At 64.0% G+C, this 24,186-nt stretch carries 23 protein-coding genes; 11 read left to right on the forward strand and 12 right to left on the reverse strand.

Features of this window, described 5'->3' with window-relative positions:
* Positions 1-202: 202 nt before the first annotated feature.
* The 4 genes from ACO0LU_RS18515 to ACO0LU_RS18530 all read left to right on the forward strand — a co-directional run bounded on the left by ACO0LU_RS18515 (position 203) and on the right by ACO0LU_RS18530 (position 3,805).
* Complete coding sequence (locus ACO0LU_RS18515) at positions 203-1,003, forward strand: ISL3 family transposase (protein WP_424791529.1); 801 nt, start codon at positions 203-205, stop codon at positions 1,001-1,003.
* 508 nt (positions 1,004-1,511) lie between these two features.
* Complete coding sequence (ltrA, locus tag ACO0LU_RS18520; protein ID WP_424791528.1) at positions 1,512-2,966, forward strand: group II intron reverse transcriptase/maturase; 1,455 nt, start codon at positions 1,512-1,514, stop codon at positions 2,964-2,966.
* Between the two features lie 28 nt (positions 2,967-2,994).
* Positions 2,995-3,615 carry an ISL3 family transposase gene (locus ACO0LU_RS18525; RefSeq protein WP_424791527.1) on the forward strand — a complete coding sequence of 207 codons (621 nt, stop codon included), beginning with the start codon at positions 2,995-2,997 and terminating at the stop codon, positions 3,613-3,615.
* A 67-nt stretch (positions 3,616-3,682) separates the two neighbouring features.
* Positions 3,683-3,805 carry a hypothetical protein gene (locus ACO0LU_RS18530; RefSeq protein WP_424792827.1) on the forward strand — a complete coding sequence of 41 codons (123 nt, stop codon included), beginning with the start codon at positions 3,683-3,685 and terminating at the stop codon, positions 3,803-3,805.
* A 277-nt stretch (positions 3,806-4,082) separates the two neighbouring features.
* Here ACO0LU_RS18530 and ACO0LU_RS18535 read toward each other — a convergent pair whose 3' ends face one another.
* The 6 genes from ACO0LU_RS18535 to ACO0LU_RS18560 all read right to left on the reverse strand — a co-directional run bounded on the left by ACO0LU_RS18535 (position 4,083) and on the right by ACO0LU_RS18560 (position 15,613).
* Entirely contained in the window at positions 4,083-4,316 is a 234-nt protein-coding gene (locus tag ACO0LU_RS18535) for a helix-turn-helix domain-containing protein (protein WP_424792828.1), read from the reverse strand.
* Positions 4,297-7,377, reverse strand: a complete 3,081-nt coding sequence (locus ACO0LU_RS18540; protein ID WP_424792829.1) for a type I restriction endonuclease subunit R — start codon at positions 7,375-7,377, stop codon at positions 4,297-4,299. Before ACO0LU_RS18540 ends, ACO0LU_RS18535 begins: the two co-directional genes overlap by 20 nt.
* The gene (locus ACO0LU_RS18545; RefSeq protein WP_424792830.1) at positions 7,374-8,525 is read right to left on the reverse strand and encodes a restriction endonuclease subunit S; all 1,152 of its coding nucleotides are present in this window, start codon (positions 8,523-8,525) and stop codon (positions 7,374-7,376) included. The genes ACO0LU_RS18540 and ACO0LU_RS18545 overlap by 4 nt, the downstream gene beginning before the upstream one ends.
* Entirely contained in the window at positions 8,522-10,459 is a 1,938-nt protein-coding gene (locus ACO0LU_RS18550; RefSeq protein WP_424792831.1) for a type I restriction-modification system subunit M, read from the reverse strand. The genes ACO0LU_RS18545 and ACO0LU_RS18550 overlap by 4 nt, the downstream gene beginning before the upstream one ends.
* Before the next feature lie 234 nt (positions 10,460-10,693).
* On the reverse strand, positions 10,694-14,944 hold the full coding sequence (locus ACO0LU_RS18555; RefSeq protein ID WP_424792832.1) for an FtsK/SpoIIIE domain-containing protein: 4,251 nt from the start codon (positions 14,942-14,944) through the stop codon (positions 10,694-10,696).
* A gap of 12 nt (positions 14,945-14,956) precedes the next feature.
* Positions 14,957-15,613: a nuclease-related domain-containing protein gene (locus ACO0LU_RS18560; RefSeq protein WP_424792833.1), complete on the reverse strand. Its 657-nt coding sequence runs from the start codon at positions 15,611-15,613 to the stop codon at positions 14,957-14,959.
* A 327-nt stretch (positions 15,614-15,940) separates the two neighbouring features.
* Here ACO0LU_RS18560 and ACO0LU_RS18565 point away from each other — a divergent pair, with 327 nt between their 5' ends.
* A complete protein-coding gene (locus ACO0LU_RS18565; protein WP_424792834.1) occupies positions 15,941-16,198 on the forward strand; it encodes a hypothetical protein in 258 nt (85 codons plus the stop codon).
* A 21-nt stretch (positions 16,199-16,219) separates the two neighbouring features.
* On the opposite strand, the gene ACO0LU_RS18570 is transcribed toward ACO0LU_RS18565, so the two are convergent.
* From ACO0LU_RS18570 to ACO0LU_RS18580, 3 genes are all read right to left on the reverse strand, one after another.
* Positions 16,220-17,929 (reverse strand): hypothetical protein, encoded by a 1,710-nt coding sequence (locus tag ACO0LU_RS18570; RefSeq protein ID WP_424792835.1) that lies wholly within the window; start codon positions 17,927-17,929, stop codon positions 16,220-16,222.
* 70 nt (positions 17,930-17,999) lie between these two features.
* Positions 18,000-18,302, reverse strand: a complete 303-nt coding sequence (locus ACO0LU_RS18575) for a hypothetical protein (protein WP_424792836.1) — start codon at positions 18,300-18,302, stop codon at positions 18,000-18,002.
* A gap of 147 nt (positions 18,303-18,449) precedes the next feature.
* Positions 18,450-18,611, reverse strand: coding sequence for a hypothetical protein (locus ACO0LU_RS18580; RefSeq protein WP_424792837.1), 162 nt, complete (start codon positions 18,609-18,611; stop codon positions 18,450-18,452).
* A 960-nt stretch (positions 18,612-19,571) separates the two neighbouring features.
* On the opposite strand from ACO0LU_RS18580, the gene ACO0LU_RS18585 reads away from it, so the two are divergent.
* Together ACO0LU_RS18585 and ACO0LU_RS18590 are read left to right on the forward strand one after the other, a co-directional pair.
* Positions 19,572-19,811 carry a hypothetical protein gene (locus ACO0LU_RS18585; protein WP_424792838.1) on the forward strand — a complete coding sequence of 80 codons (240 nt, stop codon included), beginning with the start codon at positions 19,572-19,574 and terminating at the stop codon, positions 19,809-19,811.
* On the forward strand, positions 19,811-20,590 hold the full coding sequence (locus tag ACO0LU_RS18590) for a metal-dependent hydrolase (RefSeq protein WP_424792839.1): 780 nt from the start codon (positions 19,811-19,813) through the stop codon (positions 20,588-20,590). The genes ACO0LU_RS18585 and ACO0LU_RS18590 overlap by 1 nt, the downstream gene beginning before the upstream one ends.
* Positions 20,591-20,773: 183 nt before the next feature.
* Here the strand turns inward: ACO0LU_RS18590 and ACO0LU_RS18595 are convergent, their stop codons facing one another.
* On the reverse strand, positions 20,774-21,157 hold the full coding sequence (locus tag ACO0LU_RS18595) for a hypothetical protein (protein WP_424792840.1): 384 nt from the start codon (positions 21,155-21,157) through the stop codon (positions 20,774-20,776).
* 244 nt (positions 21,158-21,401) lie between these two features.
* On the opposite strand from ACO0LU_RS18595, the gene ACO0LU_RS18600 reads away from it, so the two are divergent.
* From ACO0LU_RS18600 to ACO0LU_RS18615, 4 genes are all read left to right on the forward strand, one after another.
* Positions 21,402-22,271 carry a toll/interleukin-1 receptor domain-containing protein gene (locus ACO0LU_RS18600; RefSeq protein ID WP_424792841.1) on the forward strand — a complete coding sequence of 290 codons (870 nt, stop codon included), beginning with the start codon at positions 21,402-21,404 and terminating at the stop codon, positions 22,269-22,271.
* Between the two features lie 559 nt (positions 22,272-22,830).
* The gene (locus tag ACO0LU_RS18605) at positions 22,831-22,983 is read left to right on the forward strand and encodes a hypothetical protein (RefSeq protein ID WP_424792842.1); all 153 of its coding nucleotides are present in this window, start codon (positions 22,831-22,833) and stop codon (positions 22,981-22,983) included.
* Positions 22,984-23,011: 28 nt separating this feature from the next.
* Entirely contained in the window at positions 23,012-23,254 is a 243-nt protein-coding gene (locus ACO0LU_RS18610) for a hypothetical protein (protein WP_424792843.1), read from the forward strand.
* Positions 23,254-23,844, forward strand: a complete 591-nt coding sequence (locus ACO0LU_RS18615; protein WP_424792844.1) for a metallophosphoesterase family protein — start codon at positions 23,254-23,256, stop codon at positions 23,842-23,844. Before ACO0LU_RS18610 ends, ACO0LU_RS18615 begins: the two co-directional genes overlap by 1 nt.
* Before the next feature lie 32 nt (positions 23,845-23,876).
* On the opposite strand, the gene ACO0LU_RS18620 is transcribed toward ACO0LU_RS18615, so the two are convergent.
* Positions 23,877-24,005, reverse strand: coding sequence for a hypothetical protein (locus ACO0LU_RS18620; RefSeq protein WP_424792845.1), 129 nt, complete (start codon positions 24,003-24,005; stop codon positions 23,877-23,879).
* A gap of 11 nt (positions 24,006-24,016) precedes the next feature.
* Positions 24,017-24,163, reverse strand: a complete 147-nt coding sequence (locus ACO0LU_RS18625) for a hypothetical protein (RefSeq protein ID WP_424792846.1) — start codon at positions 24,161-24,163, stop codon at positions 24,017-24,019.
* Positions 24,164-24,186: the final 23 nt, after the last annotated feature.

Here is a 24,186-nt window from a genome sequence, read left to right on the forward strand (position 1 = left end):
GGCTCTTCCGGTTTGAGGGTGCGTTGAGGGGCTGATCAGGCGGCGTGGTGGGCCTGGGAGCAGGTGGGCCTTGGGTGAGGATTGGAGGTGCTAACCAGTCCGATCCAAACACCCAAGGCCCGCGATGAAATCTACCTGCTCTGCCGCTGTTTCTGGTTGCCCTGTTGCTGATGTCATCTGTCGCACCGCGGAGTTGGACCTGATGATCACCGGGGCCAGCATCGACGCCGCAGACGTCACCATCATCCAGGCCCGACCGCGCCAGGGGTTGCCGTTCTGCCCGTCCTGCGGGGCCGAAGGGGTCCTGCGGGATCACGTGGTGCGGGTGCTGACCGACGTACCGGTGGCCGGCCATCCCACCAGGTTGCACGTGCGCCTGCCTCGCTATCGGTGCACCGGGACCCAGTGCCCGCAGCGGATCTTCCAGCAACGGCTGGACTGCGCCGCGGTGGGGGCCAAGACCACCAACCGGTGCACCCGGTGGATCCTGCAGCGCTTGGCGATCGACAAGATGAGCATCAGCGCCGTGGCCCGGGCCCTGGGACTGGGATGGGACCTGGTCAATAACCTCGCGGTCGATGCCGCCCGCACCCTGGTCTATGACGACCCGACCCACCTGGAAGGGGTGCGGATCTTGGGGGTCGATGAGCACAAGTGGAAACACGTGCGCGGCGGCGGTGAGGACTCGTATGTCACGATCCTGGTAGATCTGACCCCCACGATCGAGGGCACCGGGCCGGCGCGGCTGCTGGATGTGCAAGCAGGCCGTTCGGCGAAGGTACTCACCGACTGGTTGGCCGAGCACACCCAGGAGTTCCGCGACCGCATCGAGGTGGTCACCATGGATGGCTTCACCGGCTATCACAGCGCCACCAAAGAAGCACTGCCGCAGGCCACACCGGTGATGGACCCCTTCCACACGGTGCAAGTGCGCCGCGAGGCGCTGTGTGTTCGGGGGTGGGTGAGAGGCCCACCCCGCTGGTCTGTCGCAGCAGATCGGTGAAGTTGAGGGCAGCCTGATCCCGGAGGTGCGGGGGAGGGCGGCAAGCAGCCCTGACAAAGCCGGGGCGTGCCAGTACTGCCAGATGGCAGCGTGCCCGGCAAGCAAGGCAGAGAGGTGTAACGAGAGTGAACCAGTGGTTGAACCTGCTTAAGGGTGGAACCGGCTCGAACCTGGCGGATCTGGGCCGGGCAACAGTGCGCGCTGATCAGGATGTACGTGGTCAGCGACTCCGAAGCCGACTACTGACGTCGGCGGGGAGGCCGTCACCGCAGTGCTGCGGGTTCGGTGACGGCGAGGCTGTAGCGGCAGAGCTGGGCGCCGATCCTGCCAACCGACACACAGTGAACGTGGGAACCATCCCGAAGTCGCCCTTCCCGGCCAGCAGTCTGCTGGTCGGCGGGCAGGTTCACCGTCAACTGACGGCTCCGGGAGGGGGCGGAGGGTCCGTAGTAGTCCGAGGGCGGGAAAGCCGTCCACATGGCGAAGGGACCCAGCGAGTATGCAGTCGATGCGATGGAATGCCGGGAGGTCGCTGGTGAATATCGGCGAGCCGTGGCTCGACCTCGATGAGGCTCGGGTGCGGGTACTGGGTATCCAGACCAAACTGCACCAATGGTCAGCCGATGATGGTGATCGTCGGTTCGATGACCTGTTCAACCTTGTCACCGATCCCGCGTTCCTGACGGTTGCATGGGATCGGGTGAGAGGGAATCGAGGGGCACGATCTGCCGGGGTCGATGGCGTGGTTCCACGTTCCATCGACTTTGGGGACGCGATGCTGCATCGGCTGCGAGATGATCTCAAGGCCCGCAGTTTCGAACCGCTCCCGGTCAAGGAACGGATGATTCCGAAGACGCCGGGCAAGTACCGTCGTCTGGGCATCCCTGCTGTGCGGGACCGGATCGTGCAAGCCAGCCTGAAGTTGGTCCTCGAACCCATCTTCGAGGCGGACTTTCACCCGTGCAGTTACGGGTTTCGTCCGCGTCGTCGACCTCATGACGCGATCGCTGAGATTCACATGCTGGCATCCAACCGTTACCAGTGGGTGCTCGAAGGTGACATCGAAGCGTGCTTCGATGAGATCTCCCACCCGGCTCTGATGGACCGGATCAGGGAGCGGATCGGAGACAAACGTGTCTTGGCGTTGATCAAGGCGTTCTTATGCGCTGGCATCCTCGACGAGGACGGCGTCACCAGGGACACCAAGATGGGCACACCCCAAGGCGGCATCTTGTCGCCGCTGCTGGCCAACATCGCATTGTCAGTCCTTGACGATCACTTCGCCGAAGCCTGGCAGCGCGATATGGCCACCCGACCCCAGCGGGCGACCCGCCGCAAACACGGAAATGCCACGTATCGCCTGGTGCGCTACGCGGACGACTTCGTGGTCATGGTGGCCGGCTCCGAGGCTCACGCCGAGGAACTGCGGGGCGAGGTCGCAGCAGTGCTCGCTCCGATGGGCCTACGCCTATCGGAGCACAAGACGCTGACCGCTCACATCGACGAGGGGTTTGAGTTCTTGGGGTTCCGCATCCAGCGGCAACGCCAACAGGGCTCGAACAAGCGATACGTCTACACCTGGCCTTCCAAGAAGTCGCTGACTTCGATCCGGGCGAAGGTCAAGGCGATCACCAGAATGGGAACGAACCAGCCCCTGTCCGAGTTGCTTCGCCGCATCAACCAGGTGCTGCGCGGCTGGACCGGCTACTTCCGGCACGGCGTCTCGAGCCGGACCTTTGCTCACCTGCACCAGTACACCTGGGAACGGATCGTGCACTGGCTCCGACGCAAACACAAACGTGCCACATGGCGGTGGCTGAAACGGCACTACCTGGCCAACAACTGGTGGCCAGAGCACGACGGCGTCTCACTGTTCAACTGCGGGACAGTGCCGATCACCCGTTACCGCTACCGCGGAACGAAGATCCCAACGCCGTGGGAGCCGACCATCATCATCACCTGACCTGCGGCCTGTGCTCGTGGAGAGCCGGATGCGGTGGAAATCGCACGTCCGGTTCGGGAGACGGGCCGGAGAAACCCACCAGCGGAAACTCTGGCAGGGCGCTCCGGCCCGATCTCACCTGGCTGGGGAGAAACTCACCGTCTGTCGTCAGCGCCTGCAGCAGCAGATCCACGGCCACCGGGGCCGCAAGGAGAACCTGCTCTACCGCGGCCGGCGAACACTGCTGACCCGGCAGTCGCTACTGACCGATGAGCAGATCGCCCGACTGCAGCGGCTGTTCGCCGAACACGAGGACCACGCGGCCTTGGAGGTCTCCTGGCACATCTACCAGGACATCATCAGCGCCTACCAACACCCAGATCCGGCCGCCGGCAAGAAGCGCATGCAGGCCCTCATCACCAGGCTCCGGCGCGGGCTACCCGAGGGGCTGGAGGAACTCGCTCAACTCGGCCGCACGCTCTGGCGCAAACGAGACCAGATCCTGGCGTTCTTCGACCGTGGCGGAGCCTCCAACGGCCCCGTCGAAGCGATCAACGGACGCCTCGAAGCCCTACGCGGCATCGCCCTAGGGTTCCGCAACTTCGACCACTACGTCCTGCGCTGCCTACTGCACTCCGGCCAACTGGTGACCCGGATCAATGCACTCTAAAACCGGAAGAGCCAGAAAACCACCAAAGACGTAGAGACGCGTCCGCAGCGCTGTCAGACTGAGCGGCATGCGCACCCTGCTGCTCAATGTCGACGACGTCGGCATCTACCCTGAGGTCGTCGAGGCAGGGATCGACGCGGTCGGAGACGGGTGTTGCCGTCAGGTAACGTCAGCACCGCAGGCTTGTTGAGTGGCGTCGTTGACTGCGGCGTGCCGGTGTTTGCCGCGATTGCTGCCGTGTTTATCTACCTGGTCACGCTGTTGCGGTAGGGGGAAGGGTGTGCCATTGAAAGACCAGGCTCAACTCGACAAGGCGCTCCAGTGAGGCCGAGTTGGTGGTGTGGGTGCTCGCTATCTCCGCTGGGGCCCTCTTCACGAGTGCCTTGTAGCGGTCTACGAACCTAAACCGTCTGCGCGTAGCGGTGGCCATAGGGACATCCTGTGGGATGAGGGTCGGGCACGGACACTCACGCCGAGCGGTTTTTCAGGGAAACGCTGATCTGGAGTTCCAGGACCGTGGCGACCTTGCCCAGGGTGGTCATGGTGACCTGCTGCCCGGCCTCTAATCTGGCCACGGTAGGCCGTGAAACACCAGCCCGGTTGGCCAACTCCAGTTGAGACCACCCGCGGCGTTGCCGCGCTTCGCGGACCGCCTGAGCAACGGGTGTACTGGCCATTTGTTCACGACGCTTGCTTGCCATGCACGACCGCGGAGACCTTGGCAAGCAACTCGACGACGTCGTTGTACAGATCTGTGTTCGCCATCGCAGCCTCGGTCATGGCCTGTGAGTCCGAGGCCACTGAGACAACGGCTCCGGTTATCTTGTCCCTGAACCTGGGCGAGGCCATCAGTTGTTCCTCGGAGTTCTCTGCCGACATGGCCTGGACATCTTGGTCCTCCGACAAGACACCCCATACCGCGCGAGTCCACGATTCACCTGAGCCGTTGCCCAGGTTGAGGCCATTGGCGGCGAACAGTTGGTTCACCTTGTCGATGGCCTCCTGCAAGGCAATTTGCTCAGGGGTGCGCCCACCGTAGGTCTTGTCACCGTCATAGGAAGGTGCCGGCAGGTCAACTGGCTCCTTAGAAAGCACGCTCTGGTCCTGGTCTAGTGATGTGGCCACCACGGCGACTCCGGTCAGTTCCACTCGGCTGGTGTCGATGGTCTCGATCAGCACGTCGGTGTGGAGGTTGCGGACCAGCAGCCCGGCCAAGATTGCGCGGCGGTGCAGCACCGGGTCCTGGTAGTCGATGACTTGGCTGAGGAAGTCCCACGCATTGCGGTACGTGCGGGCGTAGGACCGAAAGGCCAGCACCTCCTCCTTCTCTGCCTTGGTCGAGGCGCTCTGTAGAGCCTCGTTCCACCGCAGCACCACCGGATTCAGCACCTTGCCGATCGCCTCCCCGCCGGCGCCGGTCAAGTACGCCTCGGAGATCTCATACAGTTCGTCGGTGTCGTAGTATCCGGCCAGATCCAAGCGGTTGGCCAGGTTGAACAGAACATTCGGGTCGGTCTCTTGCGAGATATAGGCGTCAGAGTAGTACTCGGCGAACGCCTCCTGGATCCTCTGCGGGTCGTTGACGAAGTCCACCACAATCGGCGTCGGCTTGTCCGGAGCAGGGCGGTTGAGCCTCGAAAGCGTCTGCACCGTGGCGATGCCGCTGAGGCTCTTGTCCACGTACATGGCGCACAGCAGCGGCTCGTCGTAGCCAGTCTGGAACTTGTCCGCAACGATCAGCACACGAGCTGCATCGGTCTCCCGGAAGTGCGTGGGAAGCGCCTTCTCGCTCACCCCGGTCATCGTCGGCTCGGTGTACTCCTCACCGTCGACGTTGATCTTGCCGGAAAATGCCACCAGCGCGGTCATGTCGTGGTACCCCTGCTTGGCCAGATAGTCATTCATCGCGATGGACCAGCGAACAGCTTCCTCACGAGAGGAAGTCACGACCATTGCCCGAGCCCGCCCGTTCAACGAACTGGCTACGTTTGCCCTGAAGTGCTCGATGACCACTTCGACCTTCTGGGCGATAGCGATGCGGTGCAAGCGCACAAATCGCACGATCGAGGAGACTGCCTTGACGCCGTCGACGAGGATGTCGCCGGACTCTTGATTCGTGGCGGTGTCGCGGACCTTGGCGAACATGTCATAGGTGGAGTACCTGCGCAGTACATCGAGGATGAAACCCTCCTCTATCGCCTGGGCCATCGTGTAGGTGTCGAACGCTTCCCATCCGCGATCCGTCTTGGTGCCGAACAGTCGCAAGGTGCGGTGCTTGGGCGTGGCTGTCAGCGCAACGAACGTCATATTGCTGGCCTCGGCCACTGCGCTGTCCTGGGCTAACAACAGATCATCGGTCGTGATCTGGTCATCATCCGGGTCGGGGTCTTGTTCAACACGGGACGCCAGTAGTTTGCGCAGGTCGCCGGCGGCCTCACCGGTCTGTGACGAGTGCGCCTCGTCGGCGATCACACACCATCGGCGTTGTTTGAGTTCAGAGGAGTCGTTGATGATCTTCAACGACTCCGGGAAGGACTGCAGCGTCACCGTGATGATGTGGTCGCCCTCAGTCAGGGCCTCATGCAACTGCGAAGATTTCGAGCCGCCGCCCTCGGTGATCCCGACCACGTACCCCTTGGAAGCGCCCAAAAGATTGACCGCACGACGAATCTGGTCATCTAGCACACGACGGTCGGAGACCACGATGATCGAGTCGAAGACCTTCTCACCGTCGACGCCAAAGAGCCGCCCGAGGCGATGGGAGAGCCAGGCGATTGTCTTGGTCTTACCCGAACCAGCGCTGTGCCAAATCAGATACCGGCCTCCGGCCGAGGACTCCGCGACGTCGCCGGTGACCTTCTCGACCGCACGCAGTTGGTGGTAGCGAGGAAAGACCAGCGTTCCGTCCTTCTCGCGCATGGCGAAACTGTTGAGGATGCGGATCAACGACGAGGGCCTCAGCACCTCGCGCCACAGATAATCCGTGGGCGAGCCGGTCGCCGACGAGGCGTTGCCTGCATGTCCGCTGTTGCCCTTATCGAACGGGATGAAATGGGTCTCGCGCCCCTTCAACGCGGTCGTCATCAACACAAGTTGGTTGGAGGCCACGAAGTGCACCAAACAGCGCCCCGGCTGCAGCAGGGGAGTGTTTTTCGTCGGCATGCGGTCCTTGCGGTACTGCTCGACGGCTGAACTGGCCTGCTGGGTGTGGTCGGTCTTCAACTCCATCGTGATGACCGGTATGCCGTTGACGAGCAACACCAGGTCGATGGTCGATGTCTTAGTGCTGTCGAACCTCACCTGCCGCAGGACACGAAGACGGTTGTCGTCAAACCATTGTTGAGACTGGATGAGCAACGGGTTCTCAGGCGGGAACTCGACCATGCCGCCAAACTTCGCCGCAGGACGACCTGGGGCGATGTAGTCGAAGCCGGTCCGGAGTACACCGAGCAAACCGTTGCGTTCCCGGAAGGTGTTCGGATCGACCACTGGTCTAGCCGCCAGCACATGAGCCACGCGCTGCAGCAGACCATTCTCGGCTTGCTGCAATGCAGTCCCGGCCAATCCCGCGGGTATGGCCCTCTCGTATTCCTCCTGGTGCCGGTGGGCCAGCCAACGCAGCACGTCTGCTTTGTGCAGCGCCAGAGCGGGATCCCACTGCGGATCGGCTGCTTCGCTGCCGGAGTACTCCCACCCAGAGGTCGCTAGCGCATCGCAAATGTTCTCCTCGAACTCGGCCTCCATGATCTGTGCCTTGCTCACGCCGGCACCTCCTTCGCGCCAGTGACGACTTCGGTGATCAGAGTCGAGCGCCGCTCAACGAGCAGACCCTTTAGGCGTCTTGCGTCGGCGACCATTCCGTCGATGCGAGTTGTCTGTCCATTGAGTTCTCCGACGATGCGACGCTGCTCAGCGATATCCGGTACCGGAATCATGAGAGGTGCCATATCTTCCCAGTACAGTCGCCACTGAGAAGGCCGCACCCCTTTGGACCGCACACGGTACTGCGGGATCATCTGAGGAGACCGCAAGACAACGTGCAGATACTGGGGATCTACCTCGACACCGACTGGCCGACACACCTGGTAGTCGGGGCTGACGATACCGCGGTGAGAAGAGATCCCCAGGGAGCCCTGCCAGGCCTTCATCTTGTTGACAACGAGATCGCGAGGCCGAACCAATTGGTATCTCATCAGATTCTCGGGCGTTCGGTTGAAGTTGTCCTCGCGTGAGTCCTTCGGGATAACGCCGAAGTCACGATATACCGATAGCACGTCTTCGGCGGGGTGCCCTTGGTCTTTTACCGGCGCCAGAATACTCCAAAGCGGAATTAGCCTGCCAGTTTCGAAACGACCTGCAGTCAATGACTCCGTAAATGCCGTCCGGCGTTCCCGCAAGGTCTCGAGGAGTCGGTCCAACTCGGCATCCATCGCATCGATCTCAGCCGTCTCGCGGTCGAGGTAGTTGGCGATGCGCTCTTGATCGACTGGTGGTGGGAGGGGCACCGGGAATGAGGTGAGCATGGGTCGACGGAGAGAGTCGACTGTCGATTTGGCAGTTCCCTGCTGTGTCACATTGCGAAACGTGGCGCTGAAGACAAAATATAGGAACCTGGGCAAGACCTCGGGATGAAAGTTGCGAAGCACATAGACACGCTGATGCGCCGCGAACGGTCCGCATCGGTGATGGTGGAAGATCTCCCCGACTGCGCCATCCCCTGGTGTCAGTATCGCCTCGCCTTCATGCGTAGCTGAGTCGATGCGATGCACGGTCTGTGACCGGATATAGAACGGAAGCGCCCCCGCCTCAACAGCGTCGGCAGTGTCTCGCTCACCCGTTTCGATGTTGCAGAGGTACTGCAGAGAACGAACGCGCCACCCGTTCGGCAGGCTGCCGAGCCAGTACGTCACTCGCCATGCACCGCCTTGAACTTCTCGCCGAGTGACCTCATAACCTCGAGCACGTCGGCGTCGATCTCGTCGAGAGACCGCATCAGGGTGGGTATGTAGAACAGTCGGCTGAAGGGGATCTCATAGCCAACCTTCGCTGCCTCCTCGTTCCACACGGCATCGGGCGCGAAGGGCAGCACGTTACGCTCCATGTGCTCAGTCATGTCCTCCGACAGCGGCACCCGCTCAATCATTTTCCAGTCTTCCACGAACATCGGGCGCCCGCGCCGGTCCACGGCGAGCGGGGCGTCAGGGTCGTCTACCGCTACTGCGAACATGATCGTGTCCAGCAGTGGAGCTGAGACTCGCAGGCCGGCCGTCTGGGCTTCCTTCCTTATGACACCAGGAAGCGTGTTCCATGGTCCCCTGAGTCGGCGGACCAAGGACTCGTGCTCCGCGGTGGCGGCACTGTGCGTGAGAACCTTCTGGACCGCCTCCTCGGTGACCTTGACGTCCAGGCGGCGACGGAGGTACACAGGCACGTCTCGGTAGGCCAGGTCGTCGGGAGCGACGATCTTAGAGATGTTGGAGTGCTCGAACCCCTGATACGCCTCCAGGATGACATCACGGTCTTGGCTGGTCATCTCGCGCCGTTTCTCACCCATAGGTTTACGCATCGTGTGCCAAGCTCGGGTCGCGTCGATGAGTTGGATCTTGCCCTGGCGATGTGGCTCCTTGTTCGCATCTAGGATCCATACATATGTAGCGATATCGGTGCCGTAGAACATGTTGTTTGGAAGGCCGATGATCGCATCGACATAGTCCGTCAGGAGCCAAGCCCTGATCCTGTCTGGTCCCGAACCAGGGCCGCCGGTGAACAGCGGCGAGCCGTTGGACACCACCGCGGCGCGACCGCCGGAACCACCTGGACCAGCTGGACTTAACTTCGTGGCGCAGTGCGCCAAGAACAGCATCTGGCCGTCAGGAGTCGGGGGCAGTCCGTGCGAAAAGCGTGATCCAGGCACTTTGGCCTGTTCTTCGACGTGTTCCTTGTCGTCGAACCAGTCGGTGCCGAAGGGAGGGTTGGAGAGTACGTAGTCAAAGGTCTGGCTGGCGTAGCGGTCCACCCGCAATGTGTTGTCAAACTTGAGCGCCTCGGGTCGTTCGCCCTGGATCAGGAGGTCTGCCTTCCCGATTGCGTAGGCGAACGACATCATCTCTTGGCCATACAGCCCCACGTCGATGCTCGAGTTGAGTTCCTTTAGCGCCCTTTTCGCAACAAGCAGCATGCCGCCGGTGCCGGCCGTGGGGTCGTAGACCGAGCGGGCCGGGTGTGAGCCGGTCAGACCGTCGTCGTCGGAACTGAACAGCACATCGACCATCAACCGGATCGCGTCGCGGGGCGTGTAAAAGGCGCCGGCACCTTTGCCCTTCTTGTTGAAGGCCTTGTACATAATGTCTTCGAAGATGTCGCCCATCACCGTGTCGGGCAGTTCTTCGGGATGCATCGGCTGTTTGGCGAAGTGCTTCACCACGCCCCAGAGTCGGCCGGCGTTGGCCAACTTCTTGGCACGCTCGAGGAGTTCGAAGTGGTCCCAGATGTCCCGGATCGAATCCGAGAAGGACGAGATGTACAACTCCAGCGACTCGTAGACCTTGTCGTCGCTCTTCGCAATCGTCGGGAGGTCCAGCGGGGAAGTGTTGTAGAAGTGCAGCCCGAACCGGTGCTGAATATTCAGTTCCAGCATCTTGCCGGTCAGATCTGTTTCGGCGAGAAACGTTAGTACGTCCGGCTTGGTGTCTGCTAGCAGACACTCCAGGCGGCGAAGCACGGTGAAGGGGATGATGTAGTCGCCGTAGTCCTCCTCCTCAACGACGTTGCGCAGGAACTTATCCGCGGTGTCCCAGATCGCGCTCTGCATGACCCTGGCGGCGTTCGCCTGCGCTGCTCCCATGTAATTCCTTCCCATCCCGATTCAGTTGGCGCGATCCCCGCATCGGCTCCTGGCGAAGCCGACCAACAGCGGCAAGTGTATTAGTGAGTGATACACCGGACAGGCGCTTGCGCAGGTAGATTCCGTGCTTGCGCGCCGGGCCCTTGCGAGTACAGGATTACGGGCTGCCGTCCTGACGTGCGATCAGGGGCCTCCAGGTGCCCACCGATGCGTGCCAGTCGTGTGTGCGGGTCGTCAGAAGGAGAACTCCTCCTCGTTCTCGCCCAGTTCGAGCGCCGGTTTGGCTGAGGTGGGAGTTGGTGCGACCTCCTCCAGATCGAAGTCGAACTCTGTGGCTTCACCGGCGTGCTCCTGCTGCGGTTCGGGCTGGACCTCATCCCAGTCCGGACCGTCAGCGGGCGTGGGCGTCGTTTCGGCGTCGTCTTCCCAGTCCACCTCCTGCGAATCCATGGCGCCCTGCTGGTCGGTGGGGGAGTCGTCCAAGCCCAGGAAACTGCGCACCTGCATCTCATTGAACGTCGGTGCGGCCAGCACAGGCACGTCACCTGCACGCTGAGCCAGGTAGTCCACCGTCTCCTTCAAAGGGGTGCCGAGGTCGTCGCTGTCGGACACGGCTGATGCGATCCAGATCAGGTGGCTGGGCGGGGAGTCGGCGTTGAGCAGGTCGGCCAAGGCGTCCAGGTGGTGGTGTCCCAGCAACCGGTCGGCCTCGTCAGCGGGCCGGGCACCCGGTGGCGGATCGCCTACCTCACCGAGCCAGATGGTTGAGACACCAAGCGCCAGGGCGGCGTCGTGGTCGTCGGTGGCCAGTACGGGCTCACCGGGGCGGGGCGCGGGTGCCAAGGTGGCCTCCTGCGTGGCAGACGCCTGAACGGGCTCCTCGTTGTCGTCACCGGATGACCCTTCCAGGTCGGCCAAGTCCAGGTCGGAGAAGTCCTCCCCGGGCAACTCCAGGTCCTCCAGATCCAGTTCCATGGCGTCCAACTCAGTAGCCGCACCACCGGCGGGTGTCCCGGCGCCCACGTCCAGGACGGCACCTTCGACCACCATCTCCTCGACCTTGGGCATGAACGGCTCCAGGTCCATCTTCTCGGCCCCGCTCAGTGGCTTCACCCGCTGGCGCAGTCGGTCGGTCAGCACCTCGTCGATGGGGTGGCCGTACCAGGACTGGACGATGCGGATGGGGTGCCCGGAGGTCTCTAGCAGGCCACGGCCCTGAGGAACTACGTCGCCCAAGTCCGGCGCGCTCTCGGGGTCCTTCAGTGCTGATTGGCGCTCACCGAAGGTGGACTTGCCCAGAAGAATTCGGGACATGTTGGTTCGGATCGTGTTCCCGCCGGGAGTGCTTTCGAGTTCCTTGGCGGTCAGCCGTTGGGTGGCCAGCACCAGCGTTACCCCGGCCGAGCGGGCCTCACGGGTAATGCGACCGACCTTGTCTGCGATGTTGCCCACCAGGGAGGCGATGCGCACAGCCTCCTCGTAGCCGGCCATCGCATCGGGGTCTGCGGTCGCAGGCTTACGCGGTTTGTCGGGCAGGATGAGGGAGGTGAACTCGTCAATGATGATGACCGAGTGTGGCGGGCGCACTTCTTCGGGGAGGTCCCGGTAGGAGCCGACCCCGTACTCACCGTTCAGGGACCGGCGGCGCTGAACCTCGGCGTAGACAGCGTCCATCATCGCCGAGGTCTCCTCGACGGTGAACGTCATCGACTTCAGCCATGGGGCGGCGAACCGGAAGTCAGCACCGACCTTCACCGGGTCCGCCACGTGCACGTCCCAGCCGCGTTCGATAATCGAATACAGCAGCATCTGCACCGTTCCAGATTTCCCGCTTCCCGAACTGCCAACAATCAAGAGATGAACGTCCTCCTCGATGTTCCAGGAGATCGGCTCACCTTCCACCCCGGTGGCGAACGGGATCAGGCCGGCCGAGTCGGGAGAGTGGACGTAGTCGAAGTCGATCGGGGCCGGGAAGGGCATCGGGTCCTCAGGGCACACCAGCAGGCGCACCGAACTAGGCCCATGCCCACCAGGGCGAACCTCGACGAACTCATTGCGGCTAGAGCCCTTCAACTTCTCCACCGCGCCCTTGATGCGGGAGCGCGTGATGCCCGAGGGCAACTCGAAGTCCAGGGCGAGCACCTTGTCGTTGGTCGGCAACGGGGCGGTGGCAATCGTGGTGGGCGTCAGGCCCTGAGAGGAAATGAGCTTGGCGTCCACCCACGCCTGCTGCCACTCCAGATCGGCCAGATAGGGCAAGTCCTCCTCAGGGTTGGCCAGGCGGGCCTTTCGGTAGTCGGCACCAAGGACGAACACCAGCACCTGCGGCTGGTTGGCGGGGGTGACCTGCATCCAGGGCACCGACAAAGTGGACATCAGCCGGGCCATCTTGGAGCGCACCTCCGCCAGTCCCACACCGCCATACATACGGGCCTCCACCTGCCAGATGTGCCCAGCAGCACCCCCTGGCCGCGTCAGTGGATGCACGGACATCACCTCAGGGCGCGCGAGCCTGGCCGAGTCGAAGGCGGCGTTCAACTGCCCGGCCAACACCCAATGCTCGGCGGAAGTGATGGTGGAGGAACGCTGGGACACCTCCCGTGAAGGCGGTAGCCGGTCGGCACTAGGTGGTACCGGGCCATCGGCCCAGCGCACCGCGAACGCCTGCGGGTGTCGATCACCTGGACGGCCGCCGGGGCCGGGGTAGCCGACAACGGATACGAACGGGGCGGCCATCAGGGTGGTGGCCAACTTCGGTTCGAGTTTCTCGAAGTCACCGACCTGCTCACCCTGCTTGATAGTGAAGGCCAGGGAATTTAAGTCCGTGCCGCGGATCTTGGAGGTGGCGCGGGTGACGAACTGCGGCTCTGGCTGGTTCGCTCCGGTCTTCAGCACTGCACCCCACCGGGCGTTCCAGGCGTCTTCCTCCATCAATTCGGACAGCATCGCCGGCACGCTGTCGTCGGCGTAGATGATGCCTGGGTCAGTCAGGGCACCAGCGAAGAGCCGCTCACCTTCAGAGCGGGTTGGTGACCCGGCCGGCCAGTCGTTGACGATGACCTCGGTGCCCTCGCCCAGGTAGCCGGGGATCATGGAGGCGTACTGGCGGCGGGCGTACCCCATCGTGTTGGCACCACCCAGGCGCACCGCCCACACCGCGCCGGCGGAGTAGCGCGGCCCGGCAGGCTCCTCATCTGCCGGGGCAGTGGCGTCATCGTCAGCGGCAGCTGGCTCGCCGGCAGGCAGATGGGCGCCGGTGTCGGCGCCCGACTTGGCCCCCTTTGCCTTAACGGCCCACAACCTGGCCCACCCGGTGGGAGAATCATCAGACGGGGCGGCGACGTGCATCGCTTTGATGTCGATGAAGATGTACTGGGCGCCACCACCACCGTAGGCATCGACAGCCTGGGACAGTGCGGCGGTGATCATGTACGCCGCTTCCTCCTGGCTGGTGCCCGGGTCGGTGATGTCTGGTGGGGAGTCGGTGGGGTAGGTCACCACATCCACCCGCAGCGGGTGCTCAGTGCCAGACATCGGGGCGCCGGCAGAGTCCAGGTTCGGGGTGACCAACATCGCTACCGAGTACCCGCCACCGATCGCCTGGTTGATCTTGGGCTTCAACCCCAACAGCCCTGGTGCTCCGAGCGTGGGCGGGGCGTCGAAGGTGTCCACCCGCAAGGCGCCCACCATGCGGTGGGAAACCAAGGTGGGTGTGCCGTTCTTGGCCGCCTGCGGGATAGCCACCTGCCAACGTGGCTCCCACTCCTTGCGGGAGGCGACCCGGTCGCGCCAGTCGGTCAGTGCCGCGACCTGCCACTGCGGCCAGCACACCCCGATTCCGGCCAGCACCGCCAGGCACAATGCGTAGGCGATACCTGGCAGCGGCAGGTCCAGCCCGTCGGCCAGTGGGCCGCCCATGAACGCCAGCGTCACCAGGGTCACCAGCACCAAGACGACCAGGGCGCCGATGATGACCGGGCGGATGGATTGCACCTGCCCCAGGGAGTTCACCCGCACCCCCGGGTGAGGATCCACCGGCTCACCGGTGCGACGCTTGGCGGCGGGGATGGTGGTGATGAGGATGAAGGTGGCCGCGGCGTTGACCCACGGACCCCACCAGTCATCGGTAGGCAAGGCGGTGGCCAACGCGCCAGCGGCAACAGCGATGAACCAAGACGCCAGCGGCGGCCAGCCCGGAAGCCAGTCCCCGTTGGGCACCAGCAGCCGCCACTTCAACTGGCTCATCAGCAGATAACGGCCCCTGGCCTTGGTCTCCCGGGGGCCTTGCGGGGTGGGGGCGCCGTAGGAGTCCTTGGGGCCGCTGAATACCGGGTGCGGCTCAGCCCACCCAGCGGCGACCACCGCCAGCCACAGCACACCCATGCCGGGGTAGCCGAAGTAGGTGGCCACCCCGATACCCACCACCCCGAGGGTGATGATCAGCCACGCAATGGAGGTGGCCGGCTGGACGTTTGCGCGTGCCAACGGTGGTCCTTATCAGTCGTCGAAGTCGAACGGGGCTTCGTTACTACTAGCCCGGGAGGCGGCCTTGACCGATGCCACCAGCGGCACCAGCGCTGAGACCACAGCAGCATCAGCGCCGGCGCAGAACCGCCGTTTGCGCAACCTGCGCAGACCCCTGGCGGCGTGTAACGGGTGGGTGCCGGGGATCTTCAGTGCCCAGGTGCGCAACGTCGGGGAGGAGCGCGAGGGCCAGATGAGCACCACCGGGGTGTCCAACGCGACGTGGGGTGCCCCACGCTCGGACAGGAACGTGCTCAGGCGTTGCGTGGCCATCGCCATCGTCTGCTTGTCGGCGGCGGCGAATCGCTCGGTCCCGCGGAAGGTGCGGCCGGTGAGGGTCCAGTAGAAGCCCGGACGCCACCACTTGCTGTCGATCAGCAACACCCGCTTGCCGTAGACCAGGGCGTGGTCGATGTTCGCGGTGAACCCCGGGATGGGTATCGCCAAGTCGTGCAGCACCGTGGGGCCACCAGGACGGGCGGCAAGGGCGTTCAGCACCTGCGCGGTGCGGGCCTCACCCTTGGCACCGGCATCTGCCGCCCCTTGGCTGACCGCCCACGACACGTCCTGGGCCAGACCATGACCTGCCTGCCCGATCACCCGCCCCGGGGGCTGAACCTGGGCGGTCACAGGAAGAACCCGTAGATGATGAAGGCGATGAGCAGCACCCCGGCGGCGATGGCGAAGACGCTGCCACCCTTGCCCTTCAGTGCTCGGTTGATGTCGTCCTGGTGTGAGTTGTTCATACCTAGACCCATGCGCAGGCACGGGCTGAGCCAGGATCATCGGGGAGCAGGGACTACGGTGCGACCCATGGGTGCGATGTGGTGGGAGAAGTTCCCAGTGATTTCAGAACGCGCTAACGGCGATCGACTCATCGGGCACACTGGCCCGTTCGCCAGCGACCTGTATGCCGCCGGCACGCCCCCTTCCCACGGCCTGAACATGCGCGGCCCCATGTCGGAGCGCATCGCGCACGTGCGCATCGGAGACCGCCTGTGGGTGACCCGCGACGGAAAGCACTGGGCAGTGAGCGACCGTCTCGGCACGCTGGGATGGTTGCGCTGGCGGGCTGGGGACAACGGCCGTGCCCACGCCCAAACGGGTGTGGTGATCCGGCTACCCGAGCGGGGTGTGCTGCACGTTGAGCGCGTGGTGGTCAATGATGCGGGGGTGGTGGTTGACTTCGGTGGGACTGTCCACCCCGACGAGTAGGTATGAGACCACAGCGCGCGATCAGGTGCGCTTGCGACCCACGCAGGCCATCACCCCGAGAGTGAAGTTGCGGTGGTCCGCGTCGGCCCTCTGACCGCTGGTTCCGGCCAGGGCGCCGCGACGTCCGCCGAAGATGGCATCGACCCCGGTGGAAAGGACCTCGAACGCCTCGGAGTCACCGTAGTCCTTGCCCGTGTAGGCGGCGATGAAGTCATCGGCACGGGCGTACTCCCTCGACCCGCGCCACAACGGCCGGGCCTTTTGCTGTTCGCCCGTCACAGGGTCGGTGGTGCGCCTGGTCAGGAAGTCCTCCTCCAGGCGGATGATCCCTGCCACCGAATACTCGAACCGGTGGCTCATCTCATGGGCACTCACCGCGAACGTGGGCGAGCGGCCCTGCACATGGGTCGCGCCGGCGTTGGTAGTGATCTCTGGTGCGGACTCAACCGAGACCGTCTGCATCCGCGTCTTGGGGCGGCGCCACGCAACGTGCTCAGGGTCCTTGGGGCTGACCCACCTCTCCCAGCCGCGCCCACGGGGAGGGGTGTCATCATCAAAACCGCCGTGGTCGTACGGGTTGGCCACCGTGTAGCTGGTCCTCCAGTGCGGGGTGCCGTCGGCCATCGCGAAGCGCGCGGCGTGCTCCTGCTGCTCTTGGGCTGTTGGCTCGGACCATTCTTCATACGGGCTGGATGAGCGCCCGTATAGCGTCATGTCGGCCTCACCGCGCGCACCAAGGTGGAGGTAGCGGTCTACGCCGCGCTTGCGGGTGCGGTGGTGCTGGCGGTCCATGTAGTGCGCCCGACGCCTGGAGATCTTCGCCAGGGGGGCGCCACCGCGTGAGGTGCTGGCAGCGATCCGGTCGTTGGAGGCTTCAATCCAGTCGGTGGGGAAGATGGTGGCCGCCTCGTCGAAGGCCTCCCGTGCCGCCTTGGCGGTGCGTGAGTGCCACTGCATCTGCGTCCCGCCCATCTGGCGCACTTCGGCCAGGGCCTGCAGGTAACCATCGGAGAGGCGGCGCAAGTCGGCCATGGTCTGCTTATCCGAGCCGTTGCGGACGTTGCGCAGGTGATCCTCCGCCTCCCAACCGGCAGCGGTGGCCTCCTTGGTGTATTCCCTGTGCGCGCCGAGGGCTCTGCCATACGCCTGCCTGGCGGCCTCCTTCTCCTGAGGGTCAGCGATGTCGTGGATGCCCACCACCATCTGGTTCGGGTCGCCGAACTTCTCATTGGCCAGGGCACGCAGCCGGTCGCGCTCTGCACGCGCCTGGTCATAGTCCAGTTGGGCCGCCTCCAGGCGCCGCTCGTAGGCACCGGCTACCTGCTCGGCGGTGATCTCCGCGTGGGCCTGGCCGCGGTCAGCGATTCTGGCGCCCACCGCTGTGGCCGCCAGTTCCACACTGCCGTACTGCGCCTTCAGTTCATCGTTGACTTCGCGGTAGGCGTCCCAGCGGGCAAGGCCTTCCTCACCCTCGTCACGACTAATCGGCCCAGGGCTGGTCACAGCGGCGTTGACACGGTCGGCCATCGCTATCAACTCAGCCAACTCAGGGTCGACCGCGTGGGCATCGTCAGCGTCGTCGTCCTGTGCCCAAGGGTCATCTGCGGGGTTGATGTCCAGCCACGGGTCAACGGCGTCATCCAGGGCCAGGCCAGAGCCTGCGCGCTGATGTTCGGCGAACTGGCCACCAACCGGGATGCCGCGTGGTTGGCGTCGGACAATCTCATTCATGGACTAGGTGTGTCCGGGCCAGTAGTGAACTACCGCAGCGACCAAGAGTGTTGAACCGCCCGCCCCGGAGTTACTCTCCAAGGGCTGCCGCAGACCCGCACGCTGCCGCGCCGAACGCCGCGGTGAGCCACTGGGCCAGGCCATCCGGTAGTTCAGTGATGAATACCCGGCCAGGGTTGAACGTTGACAAGGCAGCCAGCGCGCCAACCGGGTGGCCGGACTCTGCGAGGACGGGGAACCGGTCGAAGATGTCGATGGTGCGCTCTTGGCAGATTGCCTCAGTGGCCGCAGCAACGATGCCCGGGTCGCCGGTGAACTCGCCGCCGCGCCAGGACGCCAGGTGGCCGTCGATGTCAACAGTGATGGTGTCCATGCCGTATCTAGCCCGCCGGGGACCTTGGGCATTGACCGGCCCCGAGGAAGGGGGCCAAATCCACCCATTCACCGGGGCCTTGCACTACAGGTGTGCGGACTGAACTGGCATGCGCCACACCCAACTTGTAACTCTCGGCGTGTCTTCCTAGCCGTCGTCCTCAACACTCCTGCCGTCGCCGACGACCTGTGCGCTGAGGCTGAACCCGCCATCGGTTCGCCGGGCGTAGGCATGCGGCATCAGGGCCTCGCTGAGTGCCGCGGTGGCAGAGGCGCGCACCTTGCCCGCCCGGTAATCCTTCTTGGCCATCGCGGCTGCCTGCTTCGCGGGGGTGGATGCGTTGGAGGGATTGACGAACCCGGTGAAGTCCGAGTGCGGGGCACGACGACGGCGGCGTTCGGCGCGGCGCGCTTGGAGGCGCTGCCGCCGGGACGGGGCACCCGTCTGGGCGTCGTTTCACTGGGTACGGGTCGAAGAGTCTGGCCCGCATCGCCGCTCCGCTGAGGCCCCGAAGTGCCCCGATCAGCGAGTTGACACCTTTTGACGCCTCCACGATCGGCGGAATCATGCGGGAAAGTCGGTGTTGACGCCGATCTTGCACCACTTTGACACCTCGGTTTTCAAAAAGGTGTCAAGTCAAGGGTGAGCCAAAAGTGCAGGTCAGAGCGTGCGCGAGTATGTATGTATGTATGTTTTGACACCTTCACACCACAAACACACACATACACGTGCGCGCGGGCACCTATATGTTCTGAAGGTAGGTATCCCGATCTTCCCCATACGTATGCACTGGGAAGGGTGTCAAGGTGTCAAAACACGGTTTTTCGGCCTCCGCACCCTCTCTGACCTGCGAAGACGCTCAGAAAGTTTTGACACCTGCAAGGTGTCAAAGTTGGAAAAAGGGTGTCAATTGACACCCGATCAGCCCCAAAACAGGCCCACCACGCCATCGAAGGCCACTTCTGGTGCTCCCTGCCCGTCCGCCAGCAGGGACGCCTCGGAGCAGAAAACCCCCATCCGAAGGGCACTGAACTGACACCTGGAGTCGCCCGAAGACCACCAGAGGCAGCGAGTCAGGTCACAAAAGGGCCGATCAGAGGAAAGGTAAAGAGATTTTACCTAACGCCTGTGAAGGTGAACCAGGCCGCTAAGACTGCCTGACGGCAGAACCTGGCCGCGTGCTGGGACCGGCGCTGTGCGCCGTGACTCCCGTGATCCGCGGCAGGCGGTTCGTGGCACCTGCTGAAGTGTTCCGCACACCTGGCGGGCATGGCCACCAACGACAACATCGACGACCTACGGTCGCACGTTGAAGCAGAACCGTCCGCCATCACAGAGGTCCTGATCACCAACCCTGGACCTGCTGCCGACGTCGCCTGGCGGCTATTCAACGCGACCGCCGGGATGCTCACCTACCCCACCTCGACTCCGGACATGCTCTGCCGCTCACAGGTCCCCTTGTGGCTGCACGGCAAGGCAGCGTCCAGGCTGGCAGGTGGTGTCCAGTGATGGGCCACGGACACGCCACGATGGGTGCGGTGGGCTGGGTGGCCCTGACCGCACCAGCGACCGGTGCCCTTGGTGTGCTGCCGATGGAACCCGCGCACGTGGCAGCCGGAGCCGTGGTGACCGCAGGTGCGGCACTGCTGCCCGATGCTGACCACCACAGCGGCACGATCGCCCACAGTTTGCCGCCGGTGTCGAACGTCGTCACCCGGGCCGTGGGGCAGGTTAGTGGTGGTCATCGCCATGGCACCCATTCCATCGTCGGTGTCCTGGCTGCCTTCGCCCTGGCGTGGCTGCTGGCACCTGTGCGCATCGACCTGCCGTGGGGTTGGCACGATGACTTCCAGATCGGTGCGTGGCTACTGATCGTGTTCATGGTCTCCTTCGCCCTGAAATCCCTGCGCATCATCCGCGGCTGGAAGACCGGCTGGTTGGCCTCGTTGGCAGTTGGGACTGCTGCTGTGTGGTTCGCACCTGAGCAGTTGTGGTGGTTGCCGCTGTCGGTGGGGATGGGGTGTGCGATCCACATCCTCGGTGACGTGTTGACCATCCAGGGCTGCCCGCTGTTGTGGCCACTGCGTCCCAAGCCGATGGTCGAAACGCCGTTCTGGGCGAAGAACGGTCACTTCGCCGTCCCGGTGCTGGGCACCGCTGGCTCTGGGCGCGAGTGGATCCTCGTGATGGCCCTGAACCTATACCTGGTAGCCATCCTGGCCGAGTCCCTCGTCCCGGGTTCGGTGGTCTGGGTGGGCCGGGCGATCGCCGCGGGTGTCACCGGCTAACGGGTCTGTGGCGCGAGCGGGCCGGCCCCGCATACGGCCCACCAATATGAGGGACGCGAACCTACAGCCGACGACGAGGCCGCTGGCTGCTTACGGGCGAGGACGGTCAACTCGGTGAACTGGTGCGGGAACTGCAGGCCGGCCGTGTGGCATGGCCGCGGTCACGCACCAGACCGTAAGCGATCACGGCTGGTCGTAGGGCAGACCCGTGCCCCGTTCGTAGAGGTCACGCACGCTCATGCTGCCGACGCCAAAGGGTCCGATGACGCTGACTGTGTGGACGTGCTGGCGGATCTGGCGGCCCGCCTCATTGTCGAAACTCAGCGGCGTTCCGAGCCATACGGCGAGGTTCTCGAAGGGGTTGAGTCCTAGGATGAGATCGCTCTTCTCCTTACCGATGAGTGCCTCTCTCCAGGTGGCCGTCAGGACCCCGTCGACGAGTTCAAGATCGGTGAACGCATCGGCCATCAGGACGCGGGACGCAGACCTCTCGTCGATGAAGGCCTGAACGGCCGCAACGGCCTGTTCTTGGGTGATGGGTGTCTCGGGGGCCTGGTCGTAGGACATCTGCACTCCTTGGTGGATGAATCGCCACCACGATGATGCCCCAGAGCTCGGACACTCGTGGCAGAAAGCGTCGTAAGCCGACCCTCTTCCGTACACGCCACCGGTGCCGCTGCAGCCTCCGCGACCTGCCCAGCCGACCTTGAATATGGACATCACTGTCAGGAACGGCGCGGCGCGGCATCGGATCTCGCACGTGTCTGATAAGTGTGTTACATAAACGTTTCGACCCAAGACGATGAGACGCATGAGCATGCTAGATCAGCACCGACGGCAGATGACGCGCGAGCGCGATAAGAAGCTCCGACTCAGCAAGGACGTGCAAAGCATCAGGAAGCGCCTGTCTGAGAAGCGGCCCAAGGTCACCAAGGCCACCACCGAGAGCACCCGCAGGTCCCGACAGCGTGAGGTCGACAGGCTTGAGCGCGACTTGCTCCAGGCTGAGGGAAAGGTGGTCGACCAGGACAAAGCGATCGCAACCCTCCAGACGAAAATCGCCAAGGAGGAGGACACAGCGCGAAGGAAGCGAGACCAAGCCGATGTTCGGCGCGAGCGCGATCGGGCCCGCCGTGACCAGGTTATTGATCGAGACCTTGACTCGCTAGCCGAGACCGCGTCGGCTCTCGACGCTCGACTCACCGAGGTCGAGGCTTCCTCGTTGAATACTCTGGCACGCGCCGTCGCGAGCGACCCCGTGCAGCGTCAGTACGACGTGTTCCTGTCCTTCGCCACACCGGACGAAACTGGGGCCGGCAACCTCCGCGACGAATTGCAGGCCCGTGGCCTGAACGTTTGGATGGTCGACGCGCAGGTCGGTCTGGGACAGTCGCTCGTGACCGGGATCGACAACGGCATCGGAGCCTCGCGGTGCGGCATCTGCTTCGTCACGCCGGCTTACGTCGACCCGAGGCGGTTCTGGCCGCGCCAGGAGCTAGCGGCTCTTATCATGGGACGTAAGCGGGTCATCCCAGTCATTTCCGGTCTCGAGTTCGAGGACGTCGAGGAGTTCAGTTCGCTCCTAGGTGACCGCAAGGGTCTCAGTGCCGACGCCCACGGGCTCGGCGAGATTGCCGATCTCATTGTTGACTCTGTGGGCGAAGGGACACCCAGGCAGTAAGTTCGTCAGAATCGGTTCGTTTTAGGCGAAATCTGCACGCGGCCGATCGCGAGTCGCCGTCTTTGTCCCGCAGATTGATCGGTTAGCGTACGCCAGGGAGCCACCGCTCGGCATGAGCTGGAGCGGCCGCCACGGAGCATCGGTAGAACACCGCCACAAACCATTGGGCGATTCCTCAGTCGGATGTGTGAACAAGATATCGACACTGACGGTGTTGCGGTGTCGTATTGATGCACGAGCACTCGGCCCAAGAGTACGAGGAGCGCCCATCGTTCCGCCCGGGAGAACGCAAAAGGACCAGCGACCAGGGGTGAGCGCTACCTCCACGGCGAAGATGCCGACGAGGTCGCGACCTAGTTCACCGCGCCAAGAGGACATCATCCACGACAGCGCCACCAGTTCTACGAATGGCCAGAAAGACACCGTTGCACCTGGCACGTGCTGATGGTGGTTCCACGGGCAGAAGGCGGAGCCCAACAGACCGAACTTGTGGATAGCGCCAGCGTCCCGGCAGGGTGAACGTGGCATGGTGGCCTCAATTGTGCAGGGAAGGGTTTCGATGCTTACCGAACTGGTCTGGCTGGTCGCCGGCTGCTACCTGGCCCTGGCAATGGCTGCCGGTGGCATCTGGTTGATCGTCTCCTGGGCGCGGGATGTGCGCGCCGCCCGACGTCGGGAGCAGAACGGACGCGCCCGAGCGCCCGTGGCGTGAGCCACCGCCCACCGCACACCCGGTGGGCATGGACACCACCACAACCACGACCACCAAGCCGCAGGGCAGTTTCGGGGTCTTGCTGTCGCACGCCTTCAACCAGGAGATCTACGGCAACTTCCCCACCCGACTGCTGGCCGCCGCTGAAGGCCGACGAGTCGCCGCAGCCCAGCCAGGCATCGAGTTCGAGATCATGCAGGCGACCACCCGTGGCTGGCTATCTGCTGATGGGTTCGGTCCCGACGAAGTCTGTCGCAGGCGGTGGGGCTGATGGCGGGCGTGTGGTTCACCTCCGACTTGCACCTTGGCCACCGCTTCGTGGCCTCCCTGCGCATCGGCACGACCCGCGAGGAAGTTGACCTCGGCGCCTACCACGAGCAGGTCATCGAGCAGTGGAACGACTGCGTGCGGCCCGGTGATGTGGTGTGGAACCTCGGAGACGTGACGCTGGCTGGCCCTGAGCGGGTCGGTCCCGTCCTGCAGCGACTGAACGGCACCCAGCACCTGGTCGCCGGCAACCACGACCGGGTGCATCCGATGTTCCGCGACGCGCACAAGGTGCAGCGTCAGTGGCTGGACTACTTCGCTTCGGTGCAGGCCCACGCACGCCGGCGCATCGACGGGTACTCGGTGCTGCTGTCCCACTTCCCCTACCGCGGGGAGGGGCAGCGGCACATGGCCGACCGGCACACCCAGTACCGGCTGCCCAACAAGGGAGTGCCGCTGATCCATGGGCACACCCACGACGAGGGACAGAAGTTGTCTTTCGACGCCGGCACCCCGATGGTGCATGTGGGTTGGGATGCGTGGGGTCGCCCGGTGCACCTCGATGAGGTGTCTGAGTTGTTGGCGATCGCGTAGCCACCTGCGGGTGTGAGGTGGCGCCAGGAGTCCTATGAGGACCTGGTGCCCGCATCGTGCTCATCCCCGGTGAGATGGTGCGGGTCCTCGTCCTTAGGCCAGGTGTACAGCAGCAGCCATAGCAAGGCGGTGATGACCACGGAGGTGATTAGGTATTCCATGCCAGCCCCCTTCAGCGCGGCGTGAGCAAGTGCGCGTCGATCTGGGGGCTGTGCAGCCCGCCGTCGAAGTCGTCGCGCGGGTGCGGCCGGTCGCTGCTGAGGGCCATCAGGGCGATGGCGCCGGTGAGCAGGCCGAAGTGAATGAGTGCAGAAAGCATGCCGAGCTCTCCCCCTGGTTGAC

The organism is Pseudactinotalea sp. Z1748, from assembly GCF_049725185.1.
Taxonomy (GTDB): domain Bacteria; phylum Actinomycetota; class Actinomycetes; order Actinomycetales; family Beutenbergiaceae; genus CALKWS01.

Excerpts from the sequence above, each read along its gene's own strand:
- ACO0LU_RS18515 (WP_424791529.1), top strand. The coding sequence starts at position 203 with ATGATCACCGGGGCCAGCATCGACGCCGCAGACGTCACCATCATCCAG.
- ltrA (WP_424791528.1), top strand. The coding sequence starts at position 1,512 with ATGCGATGGAATGCCGGGAGGTCGCTGGTGAATATCGGCGAGCCGTGG.
- ACO0LU_RS18525 (WP_424791527.1), top strand. The coding sequence starts at position 2,995 with ATGCGGTGGAAATCGCACGTCCGGTTCGGGAGACGGGCCGGAGAAACC.
- ACO0LU_RS18530 (WP_424792827.1), top strand. The coding sequence starts at position 3,683 with ATGCGCACCCTGCTGCTCAATGTCGACGACGTCGGCATCTACCCTGAG.
- ACO0LU_RS18535 (WP_424792828.1), bottom strand. The coding sequence starts at position 4,316 with ATGGCAAGCAAGCGTCGTGAACAAATGGCCAGTACACCCGTTGCTCAG.
- ACO0LU_RS18550 (WP_424792831.1), bottom strand. The coding sequence starts at position 10,459 with ATGGGAGCAGCGCAGGCGAACGCCGCCAGGGTCATGCAGAGCGCGATC.
- ACO0LU_RS18565 (WP_424792834.1), top strand. The coding sequence starts at position 15,941 with ATGTCGGAGCGCATCGCGCACGTGCGCATCGGAGACCGCCTGTGGGTG.
- ACO0LU_RS18570 (WP_424792835.1), bottom strand. The coding sequence starts at position 17,929 with ATGAATGAGATTGTCCGACGCCAACCACGCGGCATCCCGGTTGGTGGC.
- ACO0LU_RS18575 (WP_424792836.1), bottom strand. The coding sequence starts at position 18,302 with ATGGACACCATCACTGTTGACATCGACGGCCACCTGGCGTCCTGGCGC.
- ACO0LU_RS18580 (WP_424792837.1), bottom strand. The coding sequence starts at position 18,611 with ATGGCCAAGAAGGATTACCGGGCGGGCAAGGTGCGCGCCTCTGCCACC.
- ACO0LU_RS18585 (WP_424792838.1), top strand. The coding sequence starts at position 19,572 with ATGGCCACCAACGACAACATCGACGACCTACGGTCGCACGTTGAAGCA.
- ACO0LU_RS18590 (WP_424792839.1), top strand. The coding sequence starts at position 19,811 with ATGGGCCACGGACACGCCACGATGGGTGCGGTGGGCTGGGTGGCCCTG.
- ACO0LU_RS18595 (WP_424792840.1), bottom strand. The coding sequence starts at position 21,157 with ATGTCCTACGACCAGGCCCCCGAGACACCCATCACCCAAGAACAGGCC.
- ACO0LU_RS18600 (WP_424792841.1), top strand. The coding sequence starts at position 21,402 with ATGAGCATGCTAGATCAGCACCGACGGCAGATGACGCGCGAGCGCGAT.
- ACO0LU_RS18605 (WP_424792842.1), top strand. The coding sequence starts at position 22,831 with ATGCTTACCGAACTGGTCTGGCTGGTCGCCGGCTGCTACCTGGCCCTG.
- ACO0LU_RS18610 (WP_424792843.1), top strand. The coding sequence starts at position 23,012 with ATGGACACCACCACAACCACGACCACCAAGCCGCAGGGCAGTTTCGGG.
- ACO0LU_RS18615 (WP_424792844.1), top strand. The coding sequence starts at position 23,254 with ATGGCGGGCGTGTGGTTCACCTCCGACTTGCACCTTGGCCACCGCTTC.
- ACO0LU_RS18620 (WP_424792845.1), bottom strand. The coding sequence starts at position 24,005 with ATGGAATACCTAATCACCTCCGTGGTCATCACCGCCTTGCTATGGCTG.
- ACO0LU_RS18625 (WP_424792846.1), bottom strand. The coding sequence starts at position 24,163 with ATGCTTTCTGCACTCATTCACTTCGGCCTGCTCACCGGCGCCATCGCC.